The organism is Rhodococcus sp. P1Y, assembly GCF_003641205.1.
Lineage (GTDB): Bacteria > Actinomycetota > Actinomycetes > Mycobacteriales > Mycobacteriaceae > Rhodococcoides.
Genome location: NZ_CP032762.1, coordinates 410269 through 434319 on the forward strand (window position 1 = coordinate 410269; position 24051 = coordinate 434319).

Consider the following 24051-nt stretch of genomic DNA (forward strand, 5'->3'; position numbering starts at 1 on the left):
CCGCAAGCGACCCCTGTTGCCCCGGGAGAGGGCCGTAACGACGCCGCCGTGTGCGGTCGACCAGTACGGCATGGTTGTCACGCCTGACCTGGCTCTGTGCCGACAACCCGGTATATCCGCCAATCCGGCTGGTCGGCGCCGTCGTTCGGCACCTCGACGTCCAGGGTCGCTATGGTCCCGCCGCCCTCGTAGATGGTTGGGTAGCGGCGATTGATCGCGTCGGACTGCCCGCGGCCCGTGTTGGGGACGGTCAGGAGAAACTCCACGCCCGCGGCTGCGGGCTCGTTGAGAATGGTGGTGAAATCCTGATCGGACGGTACGACGAACCGCTCCGGGTGTTCCGACGCAGCGAGCACGGCGAACCCGTAGACGGTGTCCACCAGGATCGAACCCTCGGGCAGGTCCTGCTGATCGAGGTACTCCGCGATCATGCGTTCGGTCTCGAACGAGGCGATGATGCTCCGCGCGGACACCGCATCTTCCGATTCCGGCGACGAATCGAATAGATGGCCCAACGCATACTGCTGGCTCGACAGCGACGGCTGCAGCATCGCCCAACCCGTGACGGGCACAGCGAGCGCCGACAGCATGACGGTTGTCGAGACGAGGCCGCGCGAGACCCGTGCACGCTCGGGTCGTACTCGATGCAGCGCACCCAGCCGACGCGTGCGCGGATTGCCGCGAGCAGGCACCAACTGCACCACCACGACGACGGCGAGAGGGATCGCGCAGATGTAGAACCTGAGGAAGCCGAACGTCGATCCGCTGATGTACGTCGCGGCCTGAAATGCGAGCACCATCCCGAACAAGACCGGCGCGACGAGGAATTCGAGATCCCGCCGACGTCCGGCGAGCAGCGTGGACATCGGCAGGATCAACGGCAGCAGAGGCCCGAGCACGATCACTGCCGTCACCGCGAACAGTGCATTGGTCAGCGGAGTCCCGCTCGAGCCGCCGGATTGTTCGAGAATCGCCGTATTGCCGTAGCTCGAGGACAATTGGGCCAGCAACTCCCCCGTGATCAGCCAGCTGGTCGCACTCCACACCAGGAATGCGACGAACCCCGGCCCCGCGACCAGGACGGCGTCGAGGACCGCCTGCCGACGCATCGTCCGCCACGAGGCGCGTCCCTTGCGCAGCAGCGTGACCCCCGCAACCAGGAATGCTGCACCCGCGATGGCCACGACGGCGTCGTAGCGCGTCAGATATGCCAGCGCCAAAGCGATTCCGGCGACGATGAGGTCGTGCACGTCGTCGGTGTGCATCCACCGAATCAACCGGCGGACCGCCCAGATGGTGCAGAACAGGAACACCGCCTCGCTCATCCCGTTGGCGCCGTAGAAGACGATCATGGGGTTGAGCGCGAACACGAGGGTGATCGCGGTGCTGTGGCCGGCCGACAGACCTCGGTCGCGACAGATCCCGTGGATCATCACCACCGCACCGGCCATGAACACTGCCGAGACGACAGTGCCGGAGATGTTCCACCGCGTGATCTCCGGCCACCATCTCGACAGCGCCACCAGCGGCAACTGCAGCAACGCGGTCAGTGGCGTGAAGATGAACCCGATGGCCGACACGTGCGGATCGCGGCTCAACAGAACAGCCTGCGCGGCCGACGTCCGAGACAGGGCGTCGCCGAGGAGGTACCCGAAACGCAGACTCAGGGTCAGCCCGACGGCCAGGTAACCGGAGAGCGTCGCGAGAAAGAGGACCCACGGCGCTTTCACTTGACGGGCTCGACGTCGGGGGCGGCCGACGCCGTCGACAACCCGTGGAACGTTTTCTCCCAATACGACGGATTACGCACCAACTGCCAACAGCCCTTGATCGCCGCGACGCTCATCATCAGCCAGTACAGCGGCATCGTCAGGCTGGGCACGAGCAGGTACGCGTTGTTGCTCTCTCGACTCGCGATCAGATACATGTAGATGGTCGCGACGTTGCCGATGATCAACGACATCAGCGAGAAATAGTAGATGTACGTCGGAAACAGCGCCGCAATCAGCGCCGGTTGCCCGAGAATCCATGCGGCAGTGGTGAACCAGAAGATCATGTTGATACACGCGGTGATCGGCGTCCCAGCCAGCAGCAGCGTGAACCGATACGTGCCGACGAACCCGACTGCGCGGAACGTCTGCAGTGGTCGACGCATATGCACCAGCCATGTCTGCAGATACCCCTTGTACCAGCGTGATCGCTGCCGGATCCAGTTGATGGCGTCGCTGTTGGCCTCTTCGAGGGTGGTCGAATCGAGCACTGCGGTCGAGTAACCCGACGCAGCGATGCGCACCCCGAGGTCTGCATCCTCGGTGACGTTGAATCCGTCCCACGCGCCGACTTCCTTGATGACCTCGCCCCGCAGGTGGTTCGAGGTGCCGCCCAACGGAATCGGTGACGTGCTCTTCATCAGGCCTGGCAGCAGGTAGCCGAACCACAGTGCATAGTCCGCAGTGAACCATCCGGTCAGCAGGTTCTGAGAACCGTTGTGAAAGGCCAACTTCGCCTGAACGCACGCGACGGTGTCGGGCAACCGTCGAAACGCCGCGACGACGCGTCGTAGCTGCAATATTTCGGGAAGATCCTCGGCGTCGAAGATCGTGATGATCTCCCCTGTCGCGAAGTGCAGTCCGTAGTTGCAGGCCTTGGGTTTGGTGCGCGGATCGCTCGCCGGCACGAGGACCACGTCGACGATCTTGCTGACGCCACTCTTCTTCGCAGCTGCGATGGTGACGTCGTCGTCCTCTTCGAGGAGCAGCAGAACCTGCAACTTCTCCGGCGGGTAGTCGAGGCTGCTCATCGCGGCGATGAGATCGCCGACCACCTCCGGCTCGTCGTACGCCGGAACGAGAATCGTGTAGAGCGGCAGTTCGTCATCCGGAATCGCCCGTGCCTGTTCGTCGGTCACCGTGACGATGGCCGACGCGTCGAGCCCGCGGGTGAACAGCAACAACCGATCACACATCATCGCGATGTACCCGAACGTGCACACAACGGTGATCGTGAGCAGCGTGTCGATCGGCGCGAGCACGGCACACACTGCAGTGATCGCCGCGATCGTCAGCGCGGTGTACTTCTGCCACGGCACGAACGCAACGGCTGCCGACGCCAACGGATTTCCGCGAGCGAGGCCGTTGACGGCATCGTCGAGAGCGGCCATCCGGAACTCTTCGGTCTCGTCACCGACCCTCGGCGGCACGTGGGATCCGTACTTCACGGTTCGACTCCGTCCTCGGGCCACTGCGCGTCGACGAGATCGATACCAAAGTCTGTCAGCAGTTCACGATCCTTGTAGTCCGGGTTGTTGTCGACGGCAATCGTGTTGCCGCGCAGAAACGTAGCCAGTGACGTACCGAGGTTCGACGCCATAGCCGGTGTCGGGATCGGGAACACCGCGCCGGGCTCGTGGTTGTCGACGCTGATGACCGTCACTCGTTGGGTGACGTCGCTGCGAACCCAGGTGAACACCAGCTTGGTCCACGTCAAAAGCAGTTGATCGCTGACCGAGGTATACAGCTCGCCCACGACGTCGTGGCCGAGCTTCACCGGAAGCGTGGCGCTGGTCCTCGTGTTCGTCAGCCGGTAGAGGGTGCTCTCGGGATAGACCGCCAGGCTCGCGCGGTTGGCCGTGGACAGCACGTCGACGACGACGGTGCGCGGTCGGGACTCGATGTCCCAGGATGGATTTCCCTCGTCCGCGCGTATCGTCTGACGGGTAAGCGTGGCGGTTCGACCGAAATACGACCTGACCCAGTCGAACGTTCGACGGTCCGTCTGCGACCAACCCGCAGGTACGGCCAGCGGCGCCGACGGCGCCCCAGGCGGTCCCGGAGTGGACGAGATAGCAGTCCGCTCTGGCAGCGGAACCACGAACAGGATTGCCGCCGCGACGACAACGATGACCAACGAGCTCCACGATCGTTTCGCCGTCACCGGGGCGACGGCACCCGTCAGTGGGCTCTTCGACTTTCCGCGTCGTGCAGCGAAGTAGAACCCGAACGCCACCAAGACCGAGGCACCGGCCGTCGAGATCAATTGCAGCCAAGCGATGTGGACGCTCGGCCACCAGAGCAGCATCATGGCCAGTACTGCGAACCCGGCTGCGACAGTGCAGAAGAATCCGAGCCACCCGCGACGGCGCGTGCGCCCGACTGCGATTGCACCTGCCGCCCCGGCCAACACGACGAGCACTGCGCCGTAGGCGAATCGGCTACCTCCGACGGTGATGGCTGCCATACGGTAGGTCAGCGGACCCAACGCCAACAGCAGCAACCAGACCGACCAGAACCGTCCGACCGGCCGCAGACCGAATACGAGGATCGCACCGCCGAGGAAGAAGATCAGTCCGGCGAGGACGTCGAGATGGGCGAGCTCGTACTGGTCGACGTAGCGCGGTAACCACAGCGCTTTGATCGCGACCGCAGCCAGCAGGGCGAGACCGCCGACGATGATATCCGTCTGTCGATCGTGGATCGGGAGCTCACCCGATCGACGACGCGCAATTCCTTGCGCCGCAACCGCTGCCAGGACCGGCAGCACGAAGATGTACGTCGTGATTGCGCCGTCGGCGGCCTCCTCGGCGAGACGCACCCACGTCGGGAAGAATGCGAGAACCACGCAACCGAGGAGTACGGCCCACCTTGTCGCGATGACCCAGGCGGGATTACGCGCCGCAGCCTTACCAGTGGAAGTCTGCTCGGCGTCAGGGGTATCGGTCTGCGTCGTCACGGTTCTACCGGGCCGTTACCGCGCTGAGAGCGTCGCCGCGACCTCACCACGATGATCGCTGCGACAATCAGTCCTGAGAGGATCAACACCACGCCCACGCCGGCGAAGAACACCACCAGCTTGTTCGAGGTCTGCGACTGGGCTGCGGTGTCGGTTTGGGGACCGGTTAGATCGTTGCTGGAGAGCGTCAGTGGCTCGGCGCCCGGGGTTCCGAACAGGACGTCGCCGCTCAACCCGAACCATCGATTCGTGCCGGCGTCGAGCCAGGCGATGAGGTCGTCGAGCTGCGCGGGCGCACCGTTGGACGAGGCCACCATCAGTGCAGCACCGTTCGGGTTGGAGGCCACCTGCACTGTCCCGAATGGCACGGCGGTGTCGAGCGTGAGCAGGGTTTCCGAGCCGCTGGTATCGGTGGCGGTCACCGACAAGGTCGCGGCGCCGTTCGAGCTCACGGGGAGTTCGAGCGTATCGGGAAGATTGCCGTCGGGGGCGATCACGATCGCCGGTTCGGTGCCGTTCAATGCCTCGTCGACCTCGACGACGTGCGGTTGCATCAATCGTGTGGACATCCGCTGCAGACCGTTGACTAGGGATACCGCTCGAACGGTGTTGACGAACGAGTTCTCGGCCAGGGCCACCCCGACGCGAGGCGTCAATGCTTGTGGGAGCGAACCAAATCCGAGTGGAACAGGCGATGCAGAGTCGGACGACTCGATGACCGACGCGCCGTCGATCGTCACGGTCGACGCGGACTGCGCTCCGCACGCTGAGCCGCTGCCCTCGCTCGAGCGGGAAACGGTGACGTCGAGGGTGGTGATTCGATCGAGCTCGGCGTTCGGGATGTCGATCCACTGATCCAGTCGACCGGTGTCGTCAGCAGTCCACACCGCAAGGGTTCTGTCACCGATGGTGGCGGTCAACGAGCCTGCTCCGGGTGTGTAGCTGCCCGTCAGATGTACCGAAACGTCGGCGGCCGAGCGTCCCAGCCGAGTCTGGTCCAATGCGACCGATGCGGTAGGAGCGCCAGTGACGGTGCCGATGTCGAGGGCGTCGAGCGTCGTCGAGTTCGGCGCGAGGACGGCCGGTGGAACACGCGGGCCTGCGAGCGCCCCACGGGTCACCGCGAGGTCGGCGACGGGGCTGGTGATCAACCGGGTTTGATCGAGGAGTTCACTGCCGGAGCCGGTGATGTAGAGCTGGGGCGGTGTGTCGGGAACCGGGAAGATAAGTTCGGCTCCGGCGTCGGTGTTGTCGGACAGGACCACCGTCCGTTCGAACGGACCGCTCGGCGGTGCACTCCGAAGGTCGGTGTCGGGGCGGACGACCATGCGAACATTCTGGGCGCCGAAGGACTCGGTCACCGACGTGGTCAGCGTCAAAACCGCATCGATGACGTCCGTGCCGGGCTCGGCGGGTACGAACACGGTCAGTTGCCGCAGAACAGGTGGGAGGAATTCGGAGATTGTCCGGGGGATTGCCGGTACTCCGCTGTAGTCGACCGCGGCGTCGATGATGCGCACCGGATCTCCTGATGGGGCCGGGCAATACCCGGCGTCGGGAATGAGCGTCGACGAAAACTCGAGCGTCACTGCACCACCGACGATGGCGGCTGCCCCGAGGGGGATCGACACCGGCACCGTCTGCGCGTCGCCGCTGAGATCGACGCGGAAGATCGGCCGATCGTTCGATTCGACGTCGATCCATCCGCGATCGAGCCAAGGCGGAACCGTCAGAGTCGCGTTCAGCGCACGCGGCACCACGCCCGTCGGCACCGGCACGGTGATCTGGGCGCGCCCGTCGACACCCTGCAGCCTCAGTGATTCACCCAAGCCCACATCGCCGAGCGTCAATGTGAACACGTCCGCGGCGCCCTCCGAAGACACCGGCTCGTCGTCGATATCCTGCGCGAAACCCACCGGTGGGCACAGAACCCCGAATACGACGGCCCCCGAGACGAGAAGCACTCGACCGAACCTCGTCGCGACGATACGACGTGATGGATATGACGCGCGAAGGCGACCGAACATGCGCAAAGCTCCCAGCGGATGTGAGTGACCACGAAGACGACAGACCGTTTGCTGTGATTATGACCAGTCTCGCCCTGGCTTCGAGCTCACTTGGCCGTGACCTACACCACGCACATCCCTCGTCGATCGGAAAGAAGACCAAAGGTCGACAATCGGGCGCCGCCGGCACGCGCACACCCTGCTAATCCGCCGAGAAACCTTACTTTTCCGGGTGTGGAATGCGAGTAACGTGCTCGGCGAAAAACACTCTGCACGTTCGAAATTGGAGATTGTCGATAGACATTTCCACTCGCTAGCATGCGTACATGACCTGGAAAGATCGATGGCTGCGTGCTGCCGTGATCGGATGCGCCGCCGCTCTGGTCGGTGTTCCTGCGCTCGGGATGGTTCCGGCTGCTGCCACCCCAGCACCGGGCGCGCGAGTGACCGTCGACGGTACGACCCTGAAGCTCGACGGATCCCCCTGGTGGCCGACGGGGTTCAACGCGTACCAATTGGCTACGAACTGGTCGGTCAACTACGGCTGTGGCGCGATGGTCGACCTGGACCGGTACTTTTCCACCCTCCCCGCACATTCGATGACCCGCTTCAACGCGTTCCAGGCGCTGGCGACGAACAAATTCACAGGGCACCTCGATTTCGGACCGATGGACGCAGTGTTCGCGGCCGCCGAAGCCCACGACCAGCTCGTCGTACCTGTACTGGCTGCCCAGGACGGCGCTTGCGAGGGCGATGTATTCAAGGACCGCCAGTGGTACCTCGACGGCTGGAGCACCACCCCCACCTCAGGTCTGAGCTTTCAGGATTGGACAGCCGTAGCCGTCGACCGCTGGAAGAACTCACCCGCCCTGGCGGCATGGGAACTGGTGGGCGAACCCGAAACCAGTACGTGCACGGACGCCGCATGCCACTGGTCGACCCGCACGTGCACTCCAGACGCTGCCCAAATTCTGCGCTCGTTCTTCGACACCGCCGGAGCTCAGATCCGTGCCCTCGACACTCGTACCCTGATCACCGCAGGACTCACCGGTGGCGGCCAATGCGGGAGCCAGGGCGACGAATACAAATATCTCGGAGAATCCCCCGTCGTCGACGTCCTGCAGTACCACGACTACGGCGCCGACGGCGTACCCCTTCCCGGCGATCAGTGGAACGGGCTCGCTCGTCGTATCACCCAGTCGGGGGAAGTCGGCAAGCCCTTGTTGGTCGCCGAGATCGGCGAGCTGGCCGGGTCGTGCGTGTCGCTCACCGATCGCGCCGCGCACATCCAAACGAAGATCGACGGCCAGCGCACTGCAGGTTCAGCCGGGGCGCTCTTGTGGGCTTTCGTTCCCGACCCACGTCCGGGCGAATGCACCTTCGACATCGGGTTCGACGATCCACTGTGGCAGGTTCTCGAGTAGACGCCGGAGCGGCTACCGGCCGACGCTTCAGCCGAGCAACCACTCGTCGGGGGCGAAGAGTTCGCAATGGACACGCGACTGGTCCACACCACTGGCGACAAGTTGCGATCTGACGGCTTGTACGAAACCGCTGCTGCCGCAGACGTAGAACGACGCACCCTCAGGAAGATCCACGAACGTAAGATCCAATCGGCCTTGGTGCGCGTCGGCGCAATCACCGGGCTCTTCGTACCAGAGTTCCAGGACGGCATTCGGCAAGCCGTCGACCAGCTGCCGCTGACGCGCCCGAAGCGGATGGCAGGCAGGTGAGCGGTCCGCGTGAAGAACCACGACCTCGGATCGCGTCCCGCGGTTGTTCAGGTGTTCCAGGATCCCGTTCATGGGTGTGATGCCGATACCAGCCGAGATCAATACGGTTGGCCCCGTGTTGATCTCGGCTGTCGGAAGATCGCCGAACGGGATGCTGATATCGACGAGGTCTCCCGTGCGTAGTCTGCTTGCGATCCAATTCGAGACTTCACCTGCCGGGCAGCCACCGCTGGCTGCGATCGGTTTGACGGCAAAAGTTACTTCGCCTGCGTCAGTATCGGAGATGAGGCTGTACTGGCGGATCTGTCGCGCGCCGTCGGGCAGAGTTATCCCAACCGAGACGTACCGACCCGGGTGATTGTTTCGGAGCTCGGGCCAGTCGCAGGTCACCCCGATCACCACTGCCCCGGACGGATCTTCGGTGCGCGTGGTGACGATGCCACGGTGAAAGACTTGTCCGGCAACGACTCCCGCGCTCTCGTAGAGCCGGTTCTCGAGATCGACGAGAGTGTTGGCCATCATCCAATACACCCGGTCCCAGGCTTCGGCGACCTCGGTCGTGACTGTCTCGGCGCCGAGTACGTCGACGATCGCAGCGAAGAGGTGCTCGTAGACGATCGAGTACTGGTCGGCGGTGATTCCGAGGGATGCGTGCTTGTGCCCGATCCGGGACAGCAACTCATCCGGGTGCGGCAGCGTCGGATCCACCAGATGGGTGGCGTACGTTGCGATCGACGCGGCCAAGGCGCGTTGCTGCGCCCCCTGTGCCTGATTCCCGCGGTTGAACAGATTCCGCAATAGCTCCGGTCGGGCGTCGAACATACGCGCGTAGAAAATCTGCGTGATGGCGTCAATATTGGCGCCCACCAGCGGCAACGTCGCTCTGACTACGTCGACGTGAGCGGGTTGGAGCTCGTGATCGACGGTGAGGGGGCCGAATGTGGACATAGGTGTTCCTTCCAAAAGACCGCCACCATAGAAATGGCAGGTCAGGGCGAGGGGAAAGCGACCATTGCGAGGGGAATCGTCGGGGACGCGGCAAGATCGTCGATCGTGTAGCGGTCGAGTTCGCCATAGAACGCTTCTTTGGCGACGGCCAGGGCATGCCGCAGTCGGCAGGCCGCAAGAAGGGGGCAGGGCCGGTCCCCTACGCACTCGACGACTTCGCGATCGCCTTCGAGTTGACGGATCAGGTGACCCACCGATATCGATCGGCCCGTGTCAGTGAGGAAGAGCCCGCCGGTGCGGCCACGCTGCGCACGGACGCAGCCCAAGCCGACCAAGCGTGTAATCGCTTTCGCTACATGGTGTTCGGACGCGTTGACCCGAAATGCGATGGCTCCGGTGGTCATCCGAGGGCCCTCCGGGCCGGCGGCGGCCAGCAACATCATCGCCCGTAGGGCCAGATCGCTGAAGCGAGTCAGTTGCATGTCTACGACGGTACTTAATTCCGCACCCACGATGCGCGTTTTCGAGCGTGGGTTCAAACACCACGATCTGTGCGGTTTTTACACCAGGGCATTCTTGTCACAACTCCGAGGCCAATACTTCGATCACTCCTGCTGCCGGGTCAGCGGAGGCGCTGCGGTGTCCGGCACCGGCCCACAGGTTGATGCCGTGAGGATCGTTCGCTGCTGCTTTCCGGATACTGCCGGTCAGCGTATTCACGGCCGGGTATTGGCGTGAGGATCCCGCATCGAACCGGTCGACGAACTTGTTGCGCAAAGCTCGGGCGGGACGGCCGCTGAAGGCACGAGTGACCACTGTTTCGGTGAACTGAGGATCGACCAAGGCGGCGGCGTGGGCAGGCTTTGTCCCCGCTTCCGGTGACCGCAGCAGGGCTGTCCCGACCTGAGCCGCCACTGCCCCGTAGCCGAGGACTCGACGGACATCGGACGCGGTGGTGATCCCCCCTGCGGCCACGAGAGGAACCGACACAGCTCGGCGTACCGCAGGAATCAACTCGTCGAGCGCGACTTCCGAACTCTCGGCGTCGATGCGGAAGGTCGAGCGGTGCCCGCCTGCATCGGGGCCTTGCACGCACAGGGAGTCGGCGCCGGCATCGACCGCCGCACGGGCGTCGTCTTCGTTGGTGACGGTGACGGTGACGGCACTGCCGGCGTCGTGCAGCCGGGCGATGACGTCGGGACTCGGGCACCCGAAGGTGAACGACACGACAGGAACGGCTTCGGACGCGACAATGTCGAGCTTCTCTGCCCAGTAGTCGTCGATGTTCTCGGCAAGTGCGCTGTCGGAGGGAAGCTCGACGCCCAGGTCATCGGCGTAGGGCTGCAGTAGTGCGCGGTACCGCGCAATGTCCTCGGTGTCGAGCACCTGCCCGTCCTCCGGGACGAACAGATTCACCCCGAACGTTTTGATCCCAGCGCTGCGAACGGCAGCGATGTCCGCGGTCAACTTTTCCGGAGTGAGATACCCGGCGGCAAGGAATCCCAGACCGCCTGCATTCGCTACCGCTGCAACCAACCCGGGGGTCGACGGGCCTCCCGCCATCGGCGCACCGACGATAGGCACCTGCAACGACTCGTAACGGAACATAAGAATCTCCTCGAGAAGAATATGGGCGGTTGAGTTCGAGGGTAGGAGCCAGCGGCGCAGCAGGCCAATACGCGGAGCGCCGGTCGATATACGCTGGACGTATGGAGGTCGAGCTGAGACACCTGCGTGCGTTGGTCGCTCTTGCGGACTGTGGCACACACACTGCTGCTGCCGCTGAACTACGAGTGTCGCAACCGACGCTGACGCGTTCGGTTCGTCAACTCGAACAGCGTTGCGGGCGTCAACTGATCGAGTCCCGCTCTGCCGATCTGACCGAGGACGGATTGGTTGTGCTGGCACGTGCACGCAGAATCGTCCGAGAGGTGGATGCGTTGATTGCCGATCTCGACGACCACCCAGTTGTGCGGTTGGGCTTTGCATGGTTGCTCCCCGACCAATGGTTTGCCGCCACGCGTGACTCTCTCGTGCGTCAATACGACGCAGACGTGGACGTGCGCCGGGTCGACGACCCTCTCGCAGCTTTGGATGCGCGCGAAGTCGATGTGGCGCTCTACCGAAACCGCCCGCATCATCTGACCCCCGGCACGGTGACTCGTCAGGTCGGCACCGAACGACGGATTCTCGCGGTGAGCCGATCGAACCTGTCCTTCGGTGATGCGACCGAGGTGCGGTGGGATGCGCTCCCTCCCGGCCCCTTGGTGGTCAACACGCTTTCCGGTTCCACCACAGCTGACTCTATTCCTGTAGCCGAAGACGGTGAACCACGAGTGGTGATCACCTGCCGAAACTTCGAGGAATGGCTCGAAATAATCGCTGCTGGACGCGGAATCGGCATCGTTCCGGAACTAGCCGCACGACGGATCTCTCACCCCGGCCTACGGTTTCTGCCTATCGACGGCGCTCCGCCGACCCAGGTGCGGCTGGCATGGCGGGATGGACCTATGCCGCCACGAGCCGTTCAATGGTTTCTCGACGTCGCTTTCACTGAATGGCCCCGCGCTCGAGTTGCTCGACCTGCGCACGCAATTGGTGAATTTCATCGACCAAAGGTGTGATCCGCTGCTTCACCTGATCCTCGGTGTACTGCGGAATGAGGCTGCGCGAGCAGTTCCAATCGAAGGCCTCGACCTCGATGACTATGCTGCGTTCGCCCCGAGCGGCAATCCTCGCACCATCGTCGAGGCGAGAGAGCCTCTCCAACAATTCCGGGTCCGTGGAGGCGTCGATGACCCGTGCTGTTCCAAGCAGTTTGAGACGTTTCCTCAGCGGCATGTCCGCGATGAACAGTGCTACCTTGCCATTGGACTCGATGTTTCCGACCGACGCGAACTGCCGATTGCCTTGATGGTCTGCGAAGGCGATGGTTTGGTCGCCGAGGTGACGAATGAAACCCCCTGGGCCGCTGCGGTATTGCACGTACGGCCATCCGGCTGGGCTGACGGTAGCCAGATGGACTTGGAAGGCCTCGGTCACCATGGCGATTTCGCGGCCGCCGAGCTTCTGCACTTCGCTGTCGGCGATCGGCGAATTCAGCAGATCGGTCGAGTAGTCGTCGGCTCTGCCTTGGCGACTCAGTGCATGTGTGCCGAAGATCAGACGTTCGTAACGTGAGGTCATGATGCTTTCCAGGCTCGCTTCCAGTCTCATTTCCGGGGAAGTGTGTTACGTGCGATGAGCGCGGACACCACGGTAGCGCAGGCGAGTACGACGAACGCGATGGTGAATGCCACTCCGTAGCCATCGCCGATTACCGGCGCGACCATGAGCGGTCCGAGCATCTGACCCAAGCCGTAGACGGCGGTCAGGGGTGCTGCGGAGTTCGGCCCGATCAGTGATTGTCCACATTCCATGGTGAGCATGCAGATTCCCATGAAGGTGGCGCCGAACAGTGCGGCGGTCACTATCGCGGTGATGCTGGAACCGTCGAGCACGGGCAGAATCGTCCCCAGAGTTTGAACCCCCAGTGCTATTGCCAGTGCAATCGGCCAGCCCACTCGGCGAGCAAGAGCTGCCCACAACAGGGTGGCCGGGACGGCAGCGATTCCCACGATTGCCCACACGGTCGGGCCCGTAGAGGTTTTCGCGTCTCCTACTGCAGCCACGAGGAAGGTCCCGACGACGATGTAGCCGAGGCCTTCGAGAAAGTAGGTCGCCATCAAAGCCATCGCGATCTTGGATCGAGGGCGCCCGCCTCCTTTGGTCGAGACGATGTCCGTTGTCCGAGGGGCCTTTTCGACTGAACGCGGTTGCGCGGAGAACCAGAGCGGAAGCAAGAGCAGGGCGGTCAGCACGGAGGAACCGAGCCACATTTGCTGCCAGGTGGCATTGTCTTCGGTCGCCAACGCCAACAGGCCGGTCAATCCGATCCCGACACCCACGCCGGAAAATGCCACCGCAGCCATGACGGGCGAGACGGTTTTCGACGCGACCAGCGCGGTGACCGCCCCGACGCACGAGATGAACAAACCGGCGCTGGAGGCACCTGCGATGAATCGCAGAGCGGCCCACACTTCGACATTGGTGGTGGCGGCCATTGCCGCTTCGCTCACCACCAGCGATGCCGTCAGAGTGCGAATCATCGTTCTCCCTCGCCACCGCGGGCGAAGGGACAATACGATGGCCGCTACCAGATAACCTGCGTAGTTCGACGTTGCCACCAGCGCGCTCTCGCCGGCGCTGACACCGACTGCTTTCGCCATCACCGGCAGTATCGGCGTGTAGACGAACCGCCCGATCCCCATCGCTGCCGCAAGTCCCGACGTCGCCGACGCCACTATGGGTCGCGGTGCACCGATACCTGAATTGTTCGTTGTCGCCACCCTCGTACTCGAAACCATAGTTCGAGGTTATGGGCCCACTCGGCGGTTGTGAAATGCGTAGATACGTCAAATTCATACGTGAGACGCATGAAGAGGCAGTAGTGCGGTAGTCCGTGTCAGGTATCGCACCATCTGCTGTGCGGATCGTCCGCATTCGAGTGTTCTGTTTTCGAGAACGCTCCCATCGCTACAAACTGTTGGACCGTGGTACTTGGGCGGTCCTATCGTTTTGGCAATTCAGTGTCGCGCATCACACCCCGTGCAGGAGTTGCTCATGAGCTTGACAACCCGTTTGACCCAAAACTTCGGAATCGAACACTCGATCGTTCTGGCACCGATGGACTACGTCTCCGACGCGCGCCTTGCCGGCGCCGTCGCCGCTGCTGGCGGCCTCGGATTGCTGGGCGGCGGCTACGTCGACGAAGCATGGATCCGGTCACAGTTCGACGCCGTCGCCTCCGAGTCGGTGGGGTGCGGTTTCATCACATGGACGCTGAAAGGCAATGAGCATGTGCTCGACCACGTGCTCGAACGCCGTCCGGCAGCGATTTTTCTGTCCTTTGCAGATCCCGCCCCCTACGCACCGGCCATTCGGACTGCCGGTGTTCCACTGATCTGCCAAGTACACAACCTCGAGCAAGCGCGCAGGGCAATCGACTGCGGCGCAAACGTCGTGGCCGCGCAGGGCGGCGAAGCGGGCGGACACGGTCTGGGTACGAGGTCCACCTTCACCTTGGTGCCCGAGATCGCGGATCTGCTGAACGAGCGCGCACCCGAGGTGTTGCTCGTGGCGGCCGGCGGCGTAAGCGACGGCCGGGGACTAGCCGCCGCCCTCACTCTCGGTGCCGACGGCGTACTCGTCGGGACGCGCTTCTGGGCAGCGCACGAGGCCGCCATCCCACGTGCCGCGCAGCAGAGGGCTCTCGAGCTCAGCGGAGATCACACGATCAGACAACGCGTCTACGACGTGGTCCGCGGAAAGAACTGGCCGGCGCAGTACACCGGCCGCGTACTGCACAACGACTTCGTCCGTCAGTGGAATGGTAGCGAAACAGCACTGCGCGAGAACATCTCAGCAACACGGGAGCGCTTTCATGCAGCAGTCGAGGCCGAAGACTACGACACCGCCAACATGATTGTCGGCGAGGGCATCGGTCAGATCACGAGCGTGCAGAGCGCCGCCGAGATCATCGGCGACATGTCCGCGGACGCCGAAGCAATTCTCACGCGTCGTGCCCCCGCGCTGGCCCCGAGCAACTGACCGTTTTCACACGCGCGCGGCCCACGACTCCCCCGGCCCCCGCACACTTCATCTTCGAATTTCGAACGAATAGGACACCTCATGAGCACATCCACCTCCGGCAAGATAGACGCCGACGCACTATCGGAAACATTGCCACCCAACAAGATACGTAAAATCATCGCCGCGTCGAGTGTCGGAACCCTTATCGAGTGGTACGACTTCTATATTTACGGCAGCTTGGCTGTGGTGTTCTCGGGCATGTTCTTCCCCGGTGGCAATTCCACTGCAGCGCTTCTGGTTACCATCGCGGCATTCGGCACAGGCTTCGTCGTTCGCCCCATTGGTGCCGTCGTCTTCGGCCGGATGGGCGACCGAGTGGGACGGAAGAAGACATTCATGACCACCCTGTTGCTCATGGGTGGTGCCACGACGATGCTCGGTCTGATGCCCACCTACGACCACATCGGCATAGCCGCACCAATTCTCCTGGTGGTTCTGCGTTTGCTGCAGGGTCTTGCAATCGGTGGAGAGTACGGCGGTGCCGTGGTCTACATCGCGGAGAACTCACCCGCAGCCAAACGCGGACTGTTCACCAGCGTGCTGCAGACGACTGCCACAGGCGGACTGCTGCTGTCGATCAGTGTCATCGTGGTGTGCCGTCTGGCTCTCGGTGACGACGCATTCGAATCGTGGGGTTGGCGTATCCCGTTCCTGCTCTCTGCAGTCTTGGTGTTGTTCTCCCTCAAGATCCGGATGAAGATGCACGAGTCGCCCGTGTTCGAGGAAATGCGTCGCAGTGGAAGCCTGTCGAAGTCCCCGATCAAAGACGCAGTGGCGAACCGTCCGAGCCTGTCACTGCTGATGACCGTCCTGGTTTCGGTAACCGCCGGACTCGGGGTCGCGTGGTACACGAGCCAGTTCTACACCCTCTACTTCTTGCAGACGGTGTTGAAGATCGATTTCCTCACCGCCAACCTCTGCATCGGTATTGCATTGGTCATCGCCACGCCGTTCTTCGTTGTCTTCGGCCGCCTCTCCGATACGTATGGGCGTCCGCGGTTCATCGTTGGAGGTCTCGTTCTCTCGGCCATCGGCTACCTGCCACTGTTCGCCTGGATACGGGAAGCGGCAGTGAACGGTCAGAACGTGCAGCTGGTGGTGGCCCTCACCATTCAAGTCATTCTTGTCGCCATGGTGTACGGACCGACCGCAGCCTTTCTGTCCGAACTCTTTCCACCACAGATCCGCTACACCGGCCTATCTCTGGCCTACCACGTCGGAACCGGCGTATTCGGTGGATTCACGCCTCTGATCGCCCTGAGTGTGGTCACAGCAACCGGAAATCAACTCGCCGGTGTCGTCTACCCGATCGCCATCACCGCGCTCTCGGCAGTGGCATTCGGAATACTGCTTCGCCACGGGACCTCGAGTCCCGTAGTCCGTCGGGCCTGGGACCAGGTTGCCAAACCTTCGACAACGAACGACCGCGACCTCAACAGCACCCACTGACTTCACGAAACGAGACCAGCCATGCCGCTCGTACGTATCGACCTGACCACCGACCGCCTACCCCCGCAGCGCCGTGCAATCGCAGACGCGATACACACTTCGTTGGTGGAGGTTCTGAACATCCCCATCCAGGACCGGTTCCAAATCATCACCGCCCACGAGGCTGACCACATCATCGCCGACGATGCCGGCCTCGGCTTCGATCGCTCCTCCGACGTGGTGATCGTGCACATCTTCACCCAGACCGGCCGATCCACAGAGACCAAGCAACACCTGTTCAGCATGATGTCGGCAGCGCTCGTCGCCGTCGGAGTCGGCAAGGAGGACCTCTTCATCTCGGTCTCGGAAAATTCACCGTCGGATTGGTCTTTCGGATTCGGTGCAGCCCAGTACATCACCGGTGAGCTTGCAATCCCGTCGCGCGCCGCGAACTGATTCTTTTCTCTCTCGACGCAGGTCGGTGTCGTGCCGGTAGAGTAAATGCTCTGCCGGTGCCCGAGCGTGACCGACTCACCACAAACAAACCGCGCGCCTCACGGCAGCGGGCCCTAGGTTCCTTGCGCGAAGCGGAGCTACACAATGGAAATCACAGACCTGAACTTCTTTCTCGCCGTGGCAGAATCAGGTGGTATCTCTCGCGCCTCGACGAAGTTGCATACCGTTCAATCGAACATCAGTACTCGAATCCGCTCTCTCGAAGAAGAACTTGGCGTAGAGCTCTTTCGACGGCACGCGAGAGGGGTATCGCTGACCAACGCAGGCCAGGCATTCCTACCGTTCGCCGAACGGGCTACGGCACTGATGCGAGAAGCGGCGCACGTCGTCGGCAACGAAGCCGATCCGACCGGCTCACTGGCCATCGGATCGATGGAGACCACGGCGGGGTTGCGGCTGCCGGACATTCTGGCGTCGTACACCTCTGAGTGTCCGCATGTCGACCTCACGCTGCGAACCGGTACATCCGCCGATCTCATCGACATGGTGATCGAACATCACCTCGATGGCGCGTTCGTCTGCGGACCGGTGGATCACCCTGAGCTCGTCGCCGAACTTGCGTTTGTGGAGGAACTCGCACTCGTCACAACTCAACGGACGGCCGACGTCCGTGAAGCTTTCGCAGAACCGCAGAGAATCCTGGTACTGCGCAGCGGGTGTGCCTACCGCGCCCGACTCGAACAGATATTCGCCGACAACGACGTCGCGCACCCTCAGATCCTCGAATTCGGCAGCTTGGAGGGCATTCTCGGATGCGTCGCGGCGGGCATGGGCAGTACGCTGTTGCCGGTCCCCGTGGTCGCGTCCTCACCCGCCGCCTCTCGGCTGAGGATGTACCACCTCCCACCCGACCAGGCGCGCGCAGAAACGATGTTCGTTCGACGCGTCGATGCATCTGAATCGCCCGCGATGTCGAACTTCCGGCGTCTGACGCAACTGGCCGATACGCCTGCATCTCTGCGATCGGTTGGTCAGTAGTCGAACTCCGGCGGGTTTCCTGGCATTGAAAGTCCAGGACGATGCAGCTGGAACTACGCCTCGCTTCTCAACGGCGCTGTCGGCGAGCACGTTTGACGCCGTACAAACTTTCATCGGCGCGGGCGAGGATGTCCGACACCGGCTCATCCGGATCCGTGGACTCCGCAGTTCCGACACTTGCGTAGGGCAACGACTCGGATGTGACCCGGACGAATTCGTCGACCACACCTCGGCCGGGCCCGGTCAAGAGTGCCGCGAACTCGTCGCCACCCAGGCGAGCGATCACTGCATTAGGAGGAGCTGCTTGTGTCCAGGATCGCGCCAGATCGATCAACAACTCGTCACCCGCCCGATGTCCGGCCGAATCATTGACGGCTTTGAAATCGTCGACGTCGACGATCACCACCGCAACCGACAGTCCCGCTGTTCTGCTGCGCGTCGCCTCCGCCGTGGCCATCTCCCACCCCGCCCGGTTGAATACTCCGGTGAGCGGGTCGGTGCACGACGCGACGATAAGGGCCTTGGTCACCACACCGAACGCCTCGCCCGCGGCAATCACCGCGACACCGAAGATCAGGTACGAAATCGGATACATCGAAGCAGGCGACACCCATACCGCTGACAGCACAGCCATCACGAGCACCCCGACCAACACTCTGCCGAGCCGGTCTCGATGGAACGCCCGGATGTACATCGCCAGAAACATCGCCGCGATCAAGCACTGGCTCTGCGCCGCCGCGAGTCGGTGGAACGCCATCACCGCCGGCGTCGCGACCATCGCTGCGGCCAATCCAACCCGAAGCGCCACCTCAGTACCGGGGCAGACCCACAGCACCACGATGCCGGCCGTTCCCACACAGATCGCCACGACACCACCGGCGACGTCGGACGTCACTCGGTCACCGTGAGGCAGCAGCGTGAGGATCACCCCGACTGCATACAGACCGGTCGTGGCCAGCAAAAAGTACCTCAACAGCCGCGTCCGAAGGCCCGCCGTCCCATGCACCGAACTCGGATGCAGAACAAGAGGGAACGAGCGCATGGCCAATACCCTGCCAGGGCGAGACCGGGTTCGCAGTCACCGCATCGACCAACGCGTCCGGCACGATCCCGAGTGCAACCACTGCGAGGCCACAACCGTCAGTGCCTGCGGCGTCCCCCGATTCCGAGCCCAGAGCCGGTGAGTAGCGCACCGCCGGTGATCTCGCCGCGACTGCTGTGATGCGGGCGCTCGGGTAGTCTTCGCGGTCTGGGTCGTGAAGAACCGACAGGGCAGGAATGTTCGTGAAGCAGGTGCAGTGCGTATTTCGGTCGCTACTGGGTGCTGATCCGACTGCTCAGCGTTCGTTGGACGATCCGGCTGCCGCGCGAATCGTCGACGAGGCGATCGAGGCGATCGCGGTTCTCGGTTGGCGTCGTATGACGATGAGCGATGTGGCCAAACGCGGCCGGATAGGACGCGCGACGCTGTACCGCTACTTCGCCTCCAAAGATGAACTACGCGATGCCATCTTCCTGCGGGAGGTCAACCGCTTCATGGACGCGTCCACAGCAGCGAGGACCAGCCCAGCGTCCGTGGAGGATGCGCTGACCTCGTCGCTGGCGATTACGCTCGAATTCGTCCGCGACAACCGCATGCTGAACAGGCTCCGCGAAACCGACCGAGAAATGCTCTTGGAGGCCTTGTTCGACGACGACCTGATCGTTATGGGACGTGAATTCTCCGCTCAGCTGTGGAAGACCCAGCTTCACGGCGAGGCCTCGGTGGACGAATCTGTCATGACGCACCTTCGGACAGTCAGTGAGATCACCACCCGGCTGACGTTGTCGTTGATCGCCAACCCACAAACCGTCGTCGACTTCACCGCACCCGACGCGTCCCGTGCCTACGTTCAGCGGTATCTGCTGCCTCTATTCCGCCCGCCTACGGATCTCGACCAGGCATAGCCCTGCCCGCTGCAGTAGCTCCGAACGCGTTTTAGTTTCGATGGCCCCTCCCTGACGCGTGGCCTGCGCCCTGGGCAAACATGGTCGAGCAGACGACATAACAGCTCGACAGCCTGTCTTGTGACTGTCGTTCTTCGATGCTAACGTCACCGACACTGAGACACATTGCGTATCGATGTCTCACTACGGAAGGCATTCGATGGATCGTCGAGCAGTGGGTAGAACTCCTTTTCGTGCGGTCACCGCAGTCGCCGCTAGGCATTCCTGGTGGGTGGTCGGGATCTGGCTGATCGCGGTCGCCGCTCTCAATGTGGTTGCGCCGCAGCTCGAACAAACGGCGACCGAGAAGTCGGCAGCGATCGTTCCCTCGGATATGCCCTCGACCCAAGCCCTGGTTCGGATGGCGGACGACTTCGACACGCCCGCATCGACGGCTGTCGGTGCTGTTGTGCTTGCCAGCGACAGCGGGTTCGGTGAGCAGGAGCAGAAGTACTACTCCGAACTGATCGCCCGCCTGTTGGCGGACCGCGATCATGTGGCTTTCGTTCTCGATATGTACGGCGATCCCGCGACCCGGGACTTCGCGGTCAGTCCCGATGGCAAGGCCGTCACGGTCACGGTCGGTGAGCAGGGCGATATCGGTACCGCCGACGCGCACCGATCCACCGAGGCCATCCGTTCGACGATTGCAGATGTGGCGGCGCCCGAGGGGTTGGATGTTCACTTCTCGGGCCCGGCACCGACGGTGGTCGACGAGTTCACTGCGGTGGATAGTTCGATGGTCCTGATCACGGCGGTGTCGGTGCTGCTGATCACGTTGATGCTGGTCATCGCGTTCCGGTCGGTAATCGCCGCGCTGATTCCCCTCCTGACGATCGGCATCGCACTGGCAGCGTCGCGCGCGGTTGTATCCGCCTTGGGATGGAATGCGGTGCTCCCGGTCTCGACCCTGACAGTCACCTTGATGACAGCACTCGTCCTCGCAGCGGGGACGGACTACGCCATCTTCCAGACGGCGGCCTTTCACGACGCACGAAGGCGTGGTGAAAGTCCGCTGCGGTCGGTCGTCGCTGCCGGCTCGAACGTGGGAGCCGTTCTGACAGCATCGGCATTGACCGTCGCCGCCGCAGCGATGTCGATGATCTTCGCCAAAAACGGCATGTTCACCACCTCTGGCCCTGCGATCGCCATCGGGTTGATGGTCACCCTCGCCGTGTCTGTGACCTTCACCCCTGCGTTGATCGCGATCTTGGGACGCCGCGGATGGATCGAACCCCGAGTCTCTCGCGAACGGCAATGGCGCAAGCGCGGCACCCGCATCCTCCGCCACGCAGGTGCCCTCACCGCGGTGTCGGTGCTCGCGCTCGTTGCGTTGGCTGCCCCAGCGCTGAGCCTTGTTCCCAACGGTGACGACAGTGCCATGATCATGGGCGACGCCGACTCCACGGCAGGATACGAGACGGTCTACGACCACTTTCCGGCCAACGAAATAGTGCCCGAATACTTGGTCGTTCGCGCAGACCACGACCTGCGAAACACCACCGATCTCGCAGCATTGGACCGCGCCGCCGCCGCAGTTGCGGACCTACCGAACGTTGCGTACGTACGGTCGTTGACCCGACCGAACGGCGAACCGCTCCCGGAGGCGGCCATCGGATACCAAACCGGTCTGATCGGAAGCCGCCTGGGTGCGGCGCAGGGCCAAATCGCCAACGCCCAACCCGACCTCGAGCGATTGGCGTCCGGCATCACCCAATTGCGGGACGGCGCGCTCGATGCTCAGAAGCAACTACCACAACTGCGCGACGGGACCAACCAAGTTGTTGCACTGTCTAATTCGGTTGTCGACCTGTTGCCTACTGCCGCCGCCCTGACCACCACGACCACCGCCGACGGCCGGACCCTCGATCAAGTACTCGGCCAAGTCCAGTCGCTGACCGGCACGCTCGGAACCCTCGTCTCTGCCGTCCAGGCGAACCAACAGGCGGTGAACGATTTCCAGACTGCGTTGACACCGTTCGCTTCTGCCGATCCGTCGCCGCAGTGCGCTGTAAATCCGGGCTGCTCAGCCGGGCACGCATTATTCCACCAGCTCGACGCCGCAACCTCGGGAGCTCTGACCGCAGCCCTGTCCGCATCAGAGGCTGTCACCGCGCTTCCGCCCGATACCGTCGGCACCATCGAGGAAGTGCTCCCGACTCTTCGTACCGGACTCGGCGAGATCGACTCGCTCGTAGCATCTCTCGACGGCCGCACACCGGAGTCGATCCGGTTCGATCTCGGGCGACTCCAAGACGGCATGTCTTCACTGGCAACTGGAATGGACCAGATAGCCAGTGGTCTCTCGCAGGCCAAAGAAGGGACCGACACCACGGTAGAGCTGACCGGGCAACTCTCCGACGGCCTCGGCGAGGCCGCCAACTATCTGGCGTCCATGAGCCAAGACACCACTACCGGACCCGGGTCGGGGTTCTATCTGCCCGCTAGCGCTTTACAGGACCAACGGTTCGTCACCGGAGCGAAGTTGCTGATGTCGCCGGACGGTCACGTCGCACGTATGTTGGTGATGCAGGAGGGAAACCCTTACAGTGCCGACAACATCGCTGCTGTCGGTGACATTTCGCAGGCTGCACGAAACTCGTTGCAGGGCAGTACTCTCGAGGACTCCGAAGTCGGCTCCACCGGCCTGACTTCGATCACGGCCGACATCATCGATCAAGCAGAACGCGATTTCCTGCTGATCGCGATCGTCGCAGCGGTCGCGGTCTTCGCCATTCTCGCCGGTTTGCTCCGCAGCCTTGTCGCACCCGCTCTGCTCGTGGCAACCGTGTTGCTGTCCTTCGCTTCGGCCGCCGGTATCAGCGTCCTACTGTGGCAGCACCTGATCGGTATCGGCCTGCACTGGTCGGTTCTACCGGTGTCGTTCATGTGCCTGGTCGCCGTCGGAGCCGACTACAGCATGCTGTTCGCGTCCCGGGTTCGCGATGCCAGCGCCGGCGGCACCACCAGTGGGATTTTGCGAACGTTCGGGACCACCGGCAGCGTGATCACCACTGCCGGAGTGGTATTCGCAGTCACCATGTTCGCCCTGATGTCAGGATCGGTGGTACTGCTGTTGCAGACCGGCTTCACCATCGGTGTTGGACTGCTGATCGACATCGCCGTGGTGCGCACCATCATCGTCCCCGCCGCACTGCACCTACTCGGAAACCGAATCTGGTGGCCCTCGGCACGAGCAGCGCAAAACCGGCACCTCCGAGCAGATCCCAGGCACCAGTGATGGCACGGCAGCCGCCCCCCTCTACCCGGCATCTGGCACCAGCCCTGAACGTGTCGGATGGAGGAGAAATATGCAGTGCGTTCTCGAACAGCAACTCGTACTCGCGTGCAGAGGCATCCCTACTTCCGCACATCGAAGCGGACGGCCCCGTAGACACTCGGGTCCGTATCGAAGTATCGAGTCCTCACCGATTAGCGCCGAACACGAACCCAACTCTGCCGTAGCCGATTTCGACAAGCGGATGGCCTCAGCTATCGAGTGGGCGCCGTTCGGCGGCGGGACAACCCGCGACATCGAAGCTGTCCACGGGCTGACGGTGACCGCGTTCTTCGAAGAAGTACTGGCGTTGGCCGACAGCGAGGAGTATCGACGAAAGTTGCCCCAGATCGTGCTCGAACGCGTAACCGAGACGGCACGCCTTCGCCTCCGCCGAGAGCGCGGTCCGGCCAACACACGCGAACCCCGGCCGCCGCCCTGATTGACCGAACCTGGGATCTCGATCAACCCAATGAAAGCTGCGTCGTGGCGTGCACGAAGCCTTGTCGGATCTCGCCAGTGGCTATCCCCGCTCCTGATTACCTCTCCGCCGGATACGACCATCGGCCTCCTCACCGCTGACACAATCGAAATACCTGACCTCGACGCTTCGCCCACCGGGAGAACATCGATGAACGACACCACCGAGACATCAGAAGAGTTCGACTTCATCGTCGTCGGATCCGGTGCCGGAGGTGGCCCTTTGGCGTCGCCGGAGAGACTCGGTGCTGCCGATGACGGCCAGCGAGCCCGACGATTC

19 protein-coding genes are annotated in these 24051 nt (G+C 62.9%); 9 read left to right on the forward strand and 10 right to left on the reverse strand.

Annotation, left to right across the window (positions count from 1 at the left end; genetic code table 11):
* Positions 1–77: 77 nt before the first annotated feature.
* From D8W71_RS01960 to D8W71_RS01975, 4 genes are read right to left on the reverse strand one after another with little or no spacing between them, the layout of a single operon-like run.
* Positions 78–1730: an ArnT family glycosyltransferase gene (locus D8W71_RS01960; RefSeq protein ID WP_121110543.1), complete on the reverse strand. Its 1653-nt coding sequence runs from the start codon at positions 1728–1730 to the stop codon at positions 78–80.
* The gene (locus D8W71_RS01965) at positions 1727–3160 is read right to left on the reverse strand and encodes a glycosyltransferase (RefSeq protein ID WP_121118400.1); all 1434 of its coding nucleotides are present in this window, start codon (positions 3158–3160) and stop codon (positions 1727–1729) included. Before D8W71_RS01965 ends, D8W71_RS01960 begins: the two co-directional genes overlap by 4 nt.
* 53 nt (positions 3161–3213) lie before the next feature.
* Positions 3214–4728 (reverse strand): hypothetical protein, encoded by a 1515-nt coding sequence (locus tag D8W71_RS01970; RefSeq protein ID WP_121110545.1) that lies wholly within the window; start codon positions 4726–4728, stop codon positions 3214–3216.
* Positions 4725–6755: a hypothetical protein gene (locus D8W71_RS01975; RefSeq protein ID WP_121110547.1), complete on the reverse strand. Its 2031-nt coding sequence runs from the start codon at positions 6753–6755 to the stop codon at positions 4725–4727. Before D8W71_RS01975 ends, D8W71_RS01970 begins: the two co-directional genes overlap by 4 nt.
* A gap of 305 nt (positions 6756–7060) precedes the next feature.
* Between D8W71_RS01975 and D8W71_RS01980 the strand changes: the two genes are divergently transcribed.
* Positions 7061–8158, forward strand: a complete 1098-nt coding sequence (locus D8W71_RS01980; protein WP_442972007.1) for a beta-mannosidase — start codon at positions 7061–7063, stop codon at positions 8156–8158.
* 27 nt (positions 8159–8185) lie between these two features.
* On the opposite strand, the gene D8W71_RS01985 is transcribed toward D8W71_RS01980, so the two are convergent.
* The 3 genes from D8W71_RS01985 to D8W71_RS01995 all read right to left on the reverse strand — a co-directional run bounded on the left by D8W71_RS01985 (position 8186) and on the right by D8W71_RS01995 (position 11023).
* Entirely contained in the window at positions 8186–9415 is a 1230-nt protein-coding gene (locus tag D8W71_RS01985; protein WP_121110549.1) for an FAD-binding oxidoreductase, read from the reverse strand.
* Positions 9416–9456: 41 nt separating this feature from the next.
* Positions 9457–9897, reverse strand: a complete 441-nt coding sequence (locus D8W71_RS01990) for an RrF2 family transcriptional regulator (protein ID WP_121110551.1) — start codon at positions 9895–9897, stop codon at positions 9457–9459.
* 97 nt (positions 9898–9994) lie between these two features.
* Positions 9995–11023, reverse strand: coding sequence for a nitronate monooxygenase (locus D8W71_RS01995; RefSeq protein WP_121110553.1), 1029 nt, complete (start codon positions 11021–11023; stop codon positions 9995–9997).
* A 101-nt stretch (positions 11024–11124) separates the two neighbouring features.
* On the opposite strand from D8W71_RS01995, the gene D8W71_RS02000 reads away from it, so the two are divergent.
* Positions 11125–12039 carry a LysR family transcriptional regulator gene (locus D8W71_RS02000; RefSeq protein WP_121110555.1) on the forward strand — a complete coding sequence of 305 codons (915 nt, stop codon included), beginning with the start codon at positions 11125–11127 and terminating at the stop codon, positions 12037–12039.
* On the opposite strand, the gene D8W71_RS02005 is transcribed toward D8W71_RS02000, so the two are convergent.
* Together D8W71_RS02005 and D8W71_RS02010 are read right to left on the reverse strand one after the other, a co-directional pair.
* Positions 11966–12601 (reverse strand): pyridoxamine 5'-phosphate oxidase family protein, encoded by a 636-nt coding sequence (locus tag D8W71_RS02005; RefSeq protein WP_121118404.1) that lies wholly within the window; start codon positions 12599–12601, stop codon positions 11966–11968. The genes D8W71_RS02000 and D8W71_RS02005 overlap by 74 nt on opposite strands.
* Before the next feature lie 26 nt (positions 12602–12627).
* Positions 12628–13821, reverse strand: a complete 1194-nt coding sequence (locus tag D8W71_RS02010; protein ID WP_121110557.1) for a YbfB/YjiJ family MFS transporter — start codon at positions 13819–13821, stop codon at positions 12628–12630.
* 256 nt (positions 13822–14077) lie between these two features.
* Between D8W71_RS02010 and D8W71_RS02015 the strand changes: the two genes are divergently transcribed.
* From D8W71_RS02015 to D8W71_RS02030, 4 genes are all read left to right on the forward strand, one after another.
* A complete protein-coding gene (locus D8W71_RS02015; RefSeq protein WP_121118406.1) occupies positions 14078–15064 on the forward strand; it encodes an NAD(P)H-dependent flavin oxidoreductase in 987 nt (328 codons plus the stop codon).
* 81 nt (positions 15065–15145) lie between these two features.
* Positions 15146–16555: an MFS transporter gene (locus tag D8W71_RS02020; protein WP_121110559.1), complete on the forward strand. Its 1410-nt coding sequence runs from the start codon at positions 15146–15148 to the stop codon at positions 16553–16555.
* Between the two features lie 21 nt (positions 16556–16576).
* Positions 16577–16990, forward strand: coding sequence for a tautomerase family protein (locus tag D8W71_RS02025; RefSeq protein WP_121110561.1), 414 nt, complete (start codon positions 16577–16579; stop codon positions 16988–16990).
* 144 nt (positions 16991–17134) lie between these two features.
* Positions 17135–18028, forward strand: coding sequence for a LysR substrate-binding domain-containing protein (locus tag D8W71_RS02030; protein WP_121110564.1), 894 nt, complete (start codon positions 17135–17137; stop codon positions 18026–18028).
* 67 nt (positions 18029–18095) lie between these two features.
* On the opposite strand, the gene D8W71_RS02035 is transcribed toward D8W71_RS02030, so the two are convergent.
* Positions 18096–19070 (reverse strand): GGDEF domain-containing protein, encoded by a 975-nt coding sequence (locus tag D8W71_RS02035; protein ID WP_121110566.1) that lies wholly within the window; start codon positions 19068–19070, stop codon positions 18096–18098.
* A 242-nt stretch (positions 19071–19312) separates the two neighbouring features.
* Between D8W71_RS02035 and D8W71_RS02040 the strand changes: the two genes are divergently transcribed.
* The 3 genes from D8W71_RS02040 (at position 19313) to D8W71_RS02050 (ending at position 23733) form a co-directional block, all read left to right on the forward strand.
* Entirely contained in the window at positions 19313–19975 is a 663-nt protein-coding gene (locus tag D8W71_RS02040; protein ID WP_161965386.1) for a TetR/AcrR family transcriptional regulator, read from the forward strand.
* A 214-nt stretch (positions 19976–20189) separates the two neighbouring features.
* Complete coding sequence (locus tag D8W71_RS02045; RefSeq protein WP_236077668.1) at positions 20190–23255, forward strand: MMPL family transporter; 3066 nt, start codon at positions 20190–20192, stop codon at positions 23253–23255.
* 241 nt (positions 23256–23496) lie between these two features.
* Complete coding sequence (locus D8W71_RS02050) at positions 23497–23733, forward strand: hypothetical protein (RefSeq protein WP_121110572.1); 237 nt, start codon at positions 23497–23499, stop codon at positions 23731–23733.
* Positions 23734–24051 lie beyond the last annotated feature (318 nt).

What these genes read in the sequence shown, in the direction of transcription:
- D8W71_RS01965 (WP_121118400.1), bottom strand. Translation starts at nt 3,160, where the DNA reads ATGGCCGCTCTCGACGATGCCGTCAACGGCCTCGCTCGCGGAAATCCG.
- D8W71_RS01975 (WP_121110547.1), bottom strand. Translation starts at nt 6,755, where the DNA reads ATGTTCGGTCGCCTTCGCGCGTCATATCCATCACGTCGTATCGTCGCG.
- D8W71_RS01980 (WP_442972007.1), top strand. Translation starts at nt 7,061, where the DNA reads ATGACCTGGAAAGATCGATGGCTGCGTGCTGCCGTGATCGGATGCGCC.
- D8W71_RS01985 (WP_121110549.1), bottom strand. Translation starts at nt 9,415, where the DNA reads ATGTCCACATTCGGCCCCCTCACCGTCGATCACGAGCTCCAACCCGCT.
- D8W71_RS01990 (WP_121110551.1), bottom strand. Translation starts at nt 9,897, where the DNA reads ATGCAACTGACTCGCTTCAGCGATCTGGCCCTACGGGCGATGATGTTG.
- D8W71_RS01995 (WP_121110553.1), bottom strand. Translation starts at nt 11,023, where the DNA reads ATGTTCCGTTACGAGTCGTTGCAGGTGCCTATCGTCGGTGCGCCGATG.
- D8W71_RS02000 (WP_121110555.1), top strand. Translation starts at nt 11,125, where the DNA reads ATGGAGGTCGAGCTGAGACACCTGCGTGCGTTGGTCGCTCTTGCGGAC.
- D8W71_RS02005 (WP_121118404.1), bottom strand. Translation starts at nt 12,601, where the DNA reads ATGACCTCACGTTACGAACGTCTGATCTTCGGCACACATGCACTGAGT.
- D8W71_RS02010 (WP_121110557.1), bottom strand. Translation starts at nt 13,821, where the DNA reads ATGGTTTCGAGTACGAGGGTGGCGACAACGAACAATTCAGGTATCGGT.
- D8W71_RS02015 (WP_121118406.1), top strand. Translation starts at nt 14,078, where the DNA reads ATGAGCTTGACAACCCGTTTGACCCAAAACTTCGGAATCGAACACTCG.
- D8W71_RS02020 (WP_121110559.1), top strand. Translation starts at nt 15,146, where the DNA reads ATGAGCACATCCACCTCCGGCAAGATAGACGCCGACGCACTATCGGAA.
- D8W71_RS02025 (WP_121110561.1), top strand. Translation starts at nt 16,577, where the DNA reads ATGCCGCTCGTACGTATCGACCTGACCACCGACCGCCTACCCCCGCAG.
- D8W71_RS02030 (WP_121110564.1), top strand. Translation starts at nt 17,135, where the DNA reads ATGGAAATCACAGACCTGAACTTCTTTCTCGCCGTGGCAGAATCAGGT.
- D8W71_RS02035 (WP_121110566.1), bottom strand. Translation starts at nt 19,070, where the DNA reads ATGCGCTCGTTCCCTCTTGTTCTGCATCCGAGTTCGGTGCATGGGACG.
- D8W71_RS02050 (WP_121110572.1), top strand. Translation starts at nt 23,497, where the DNA reads ATGGCCTCAGCTATCGAGTGGGCGCCGTTCGGCGGCGGGACAACCCGC.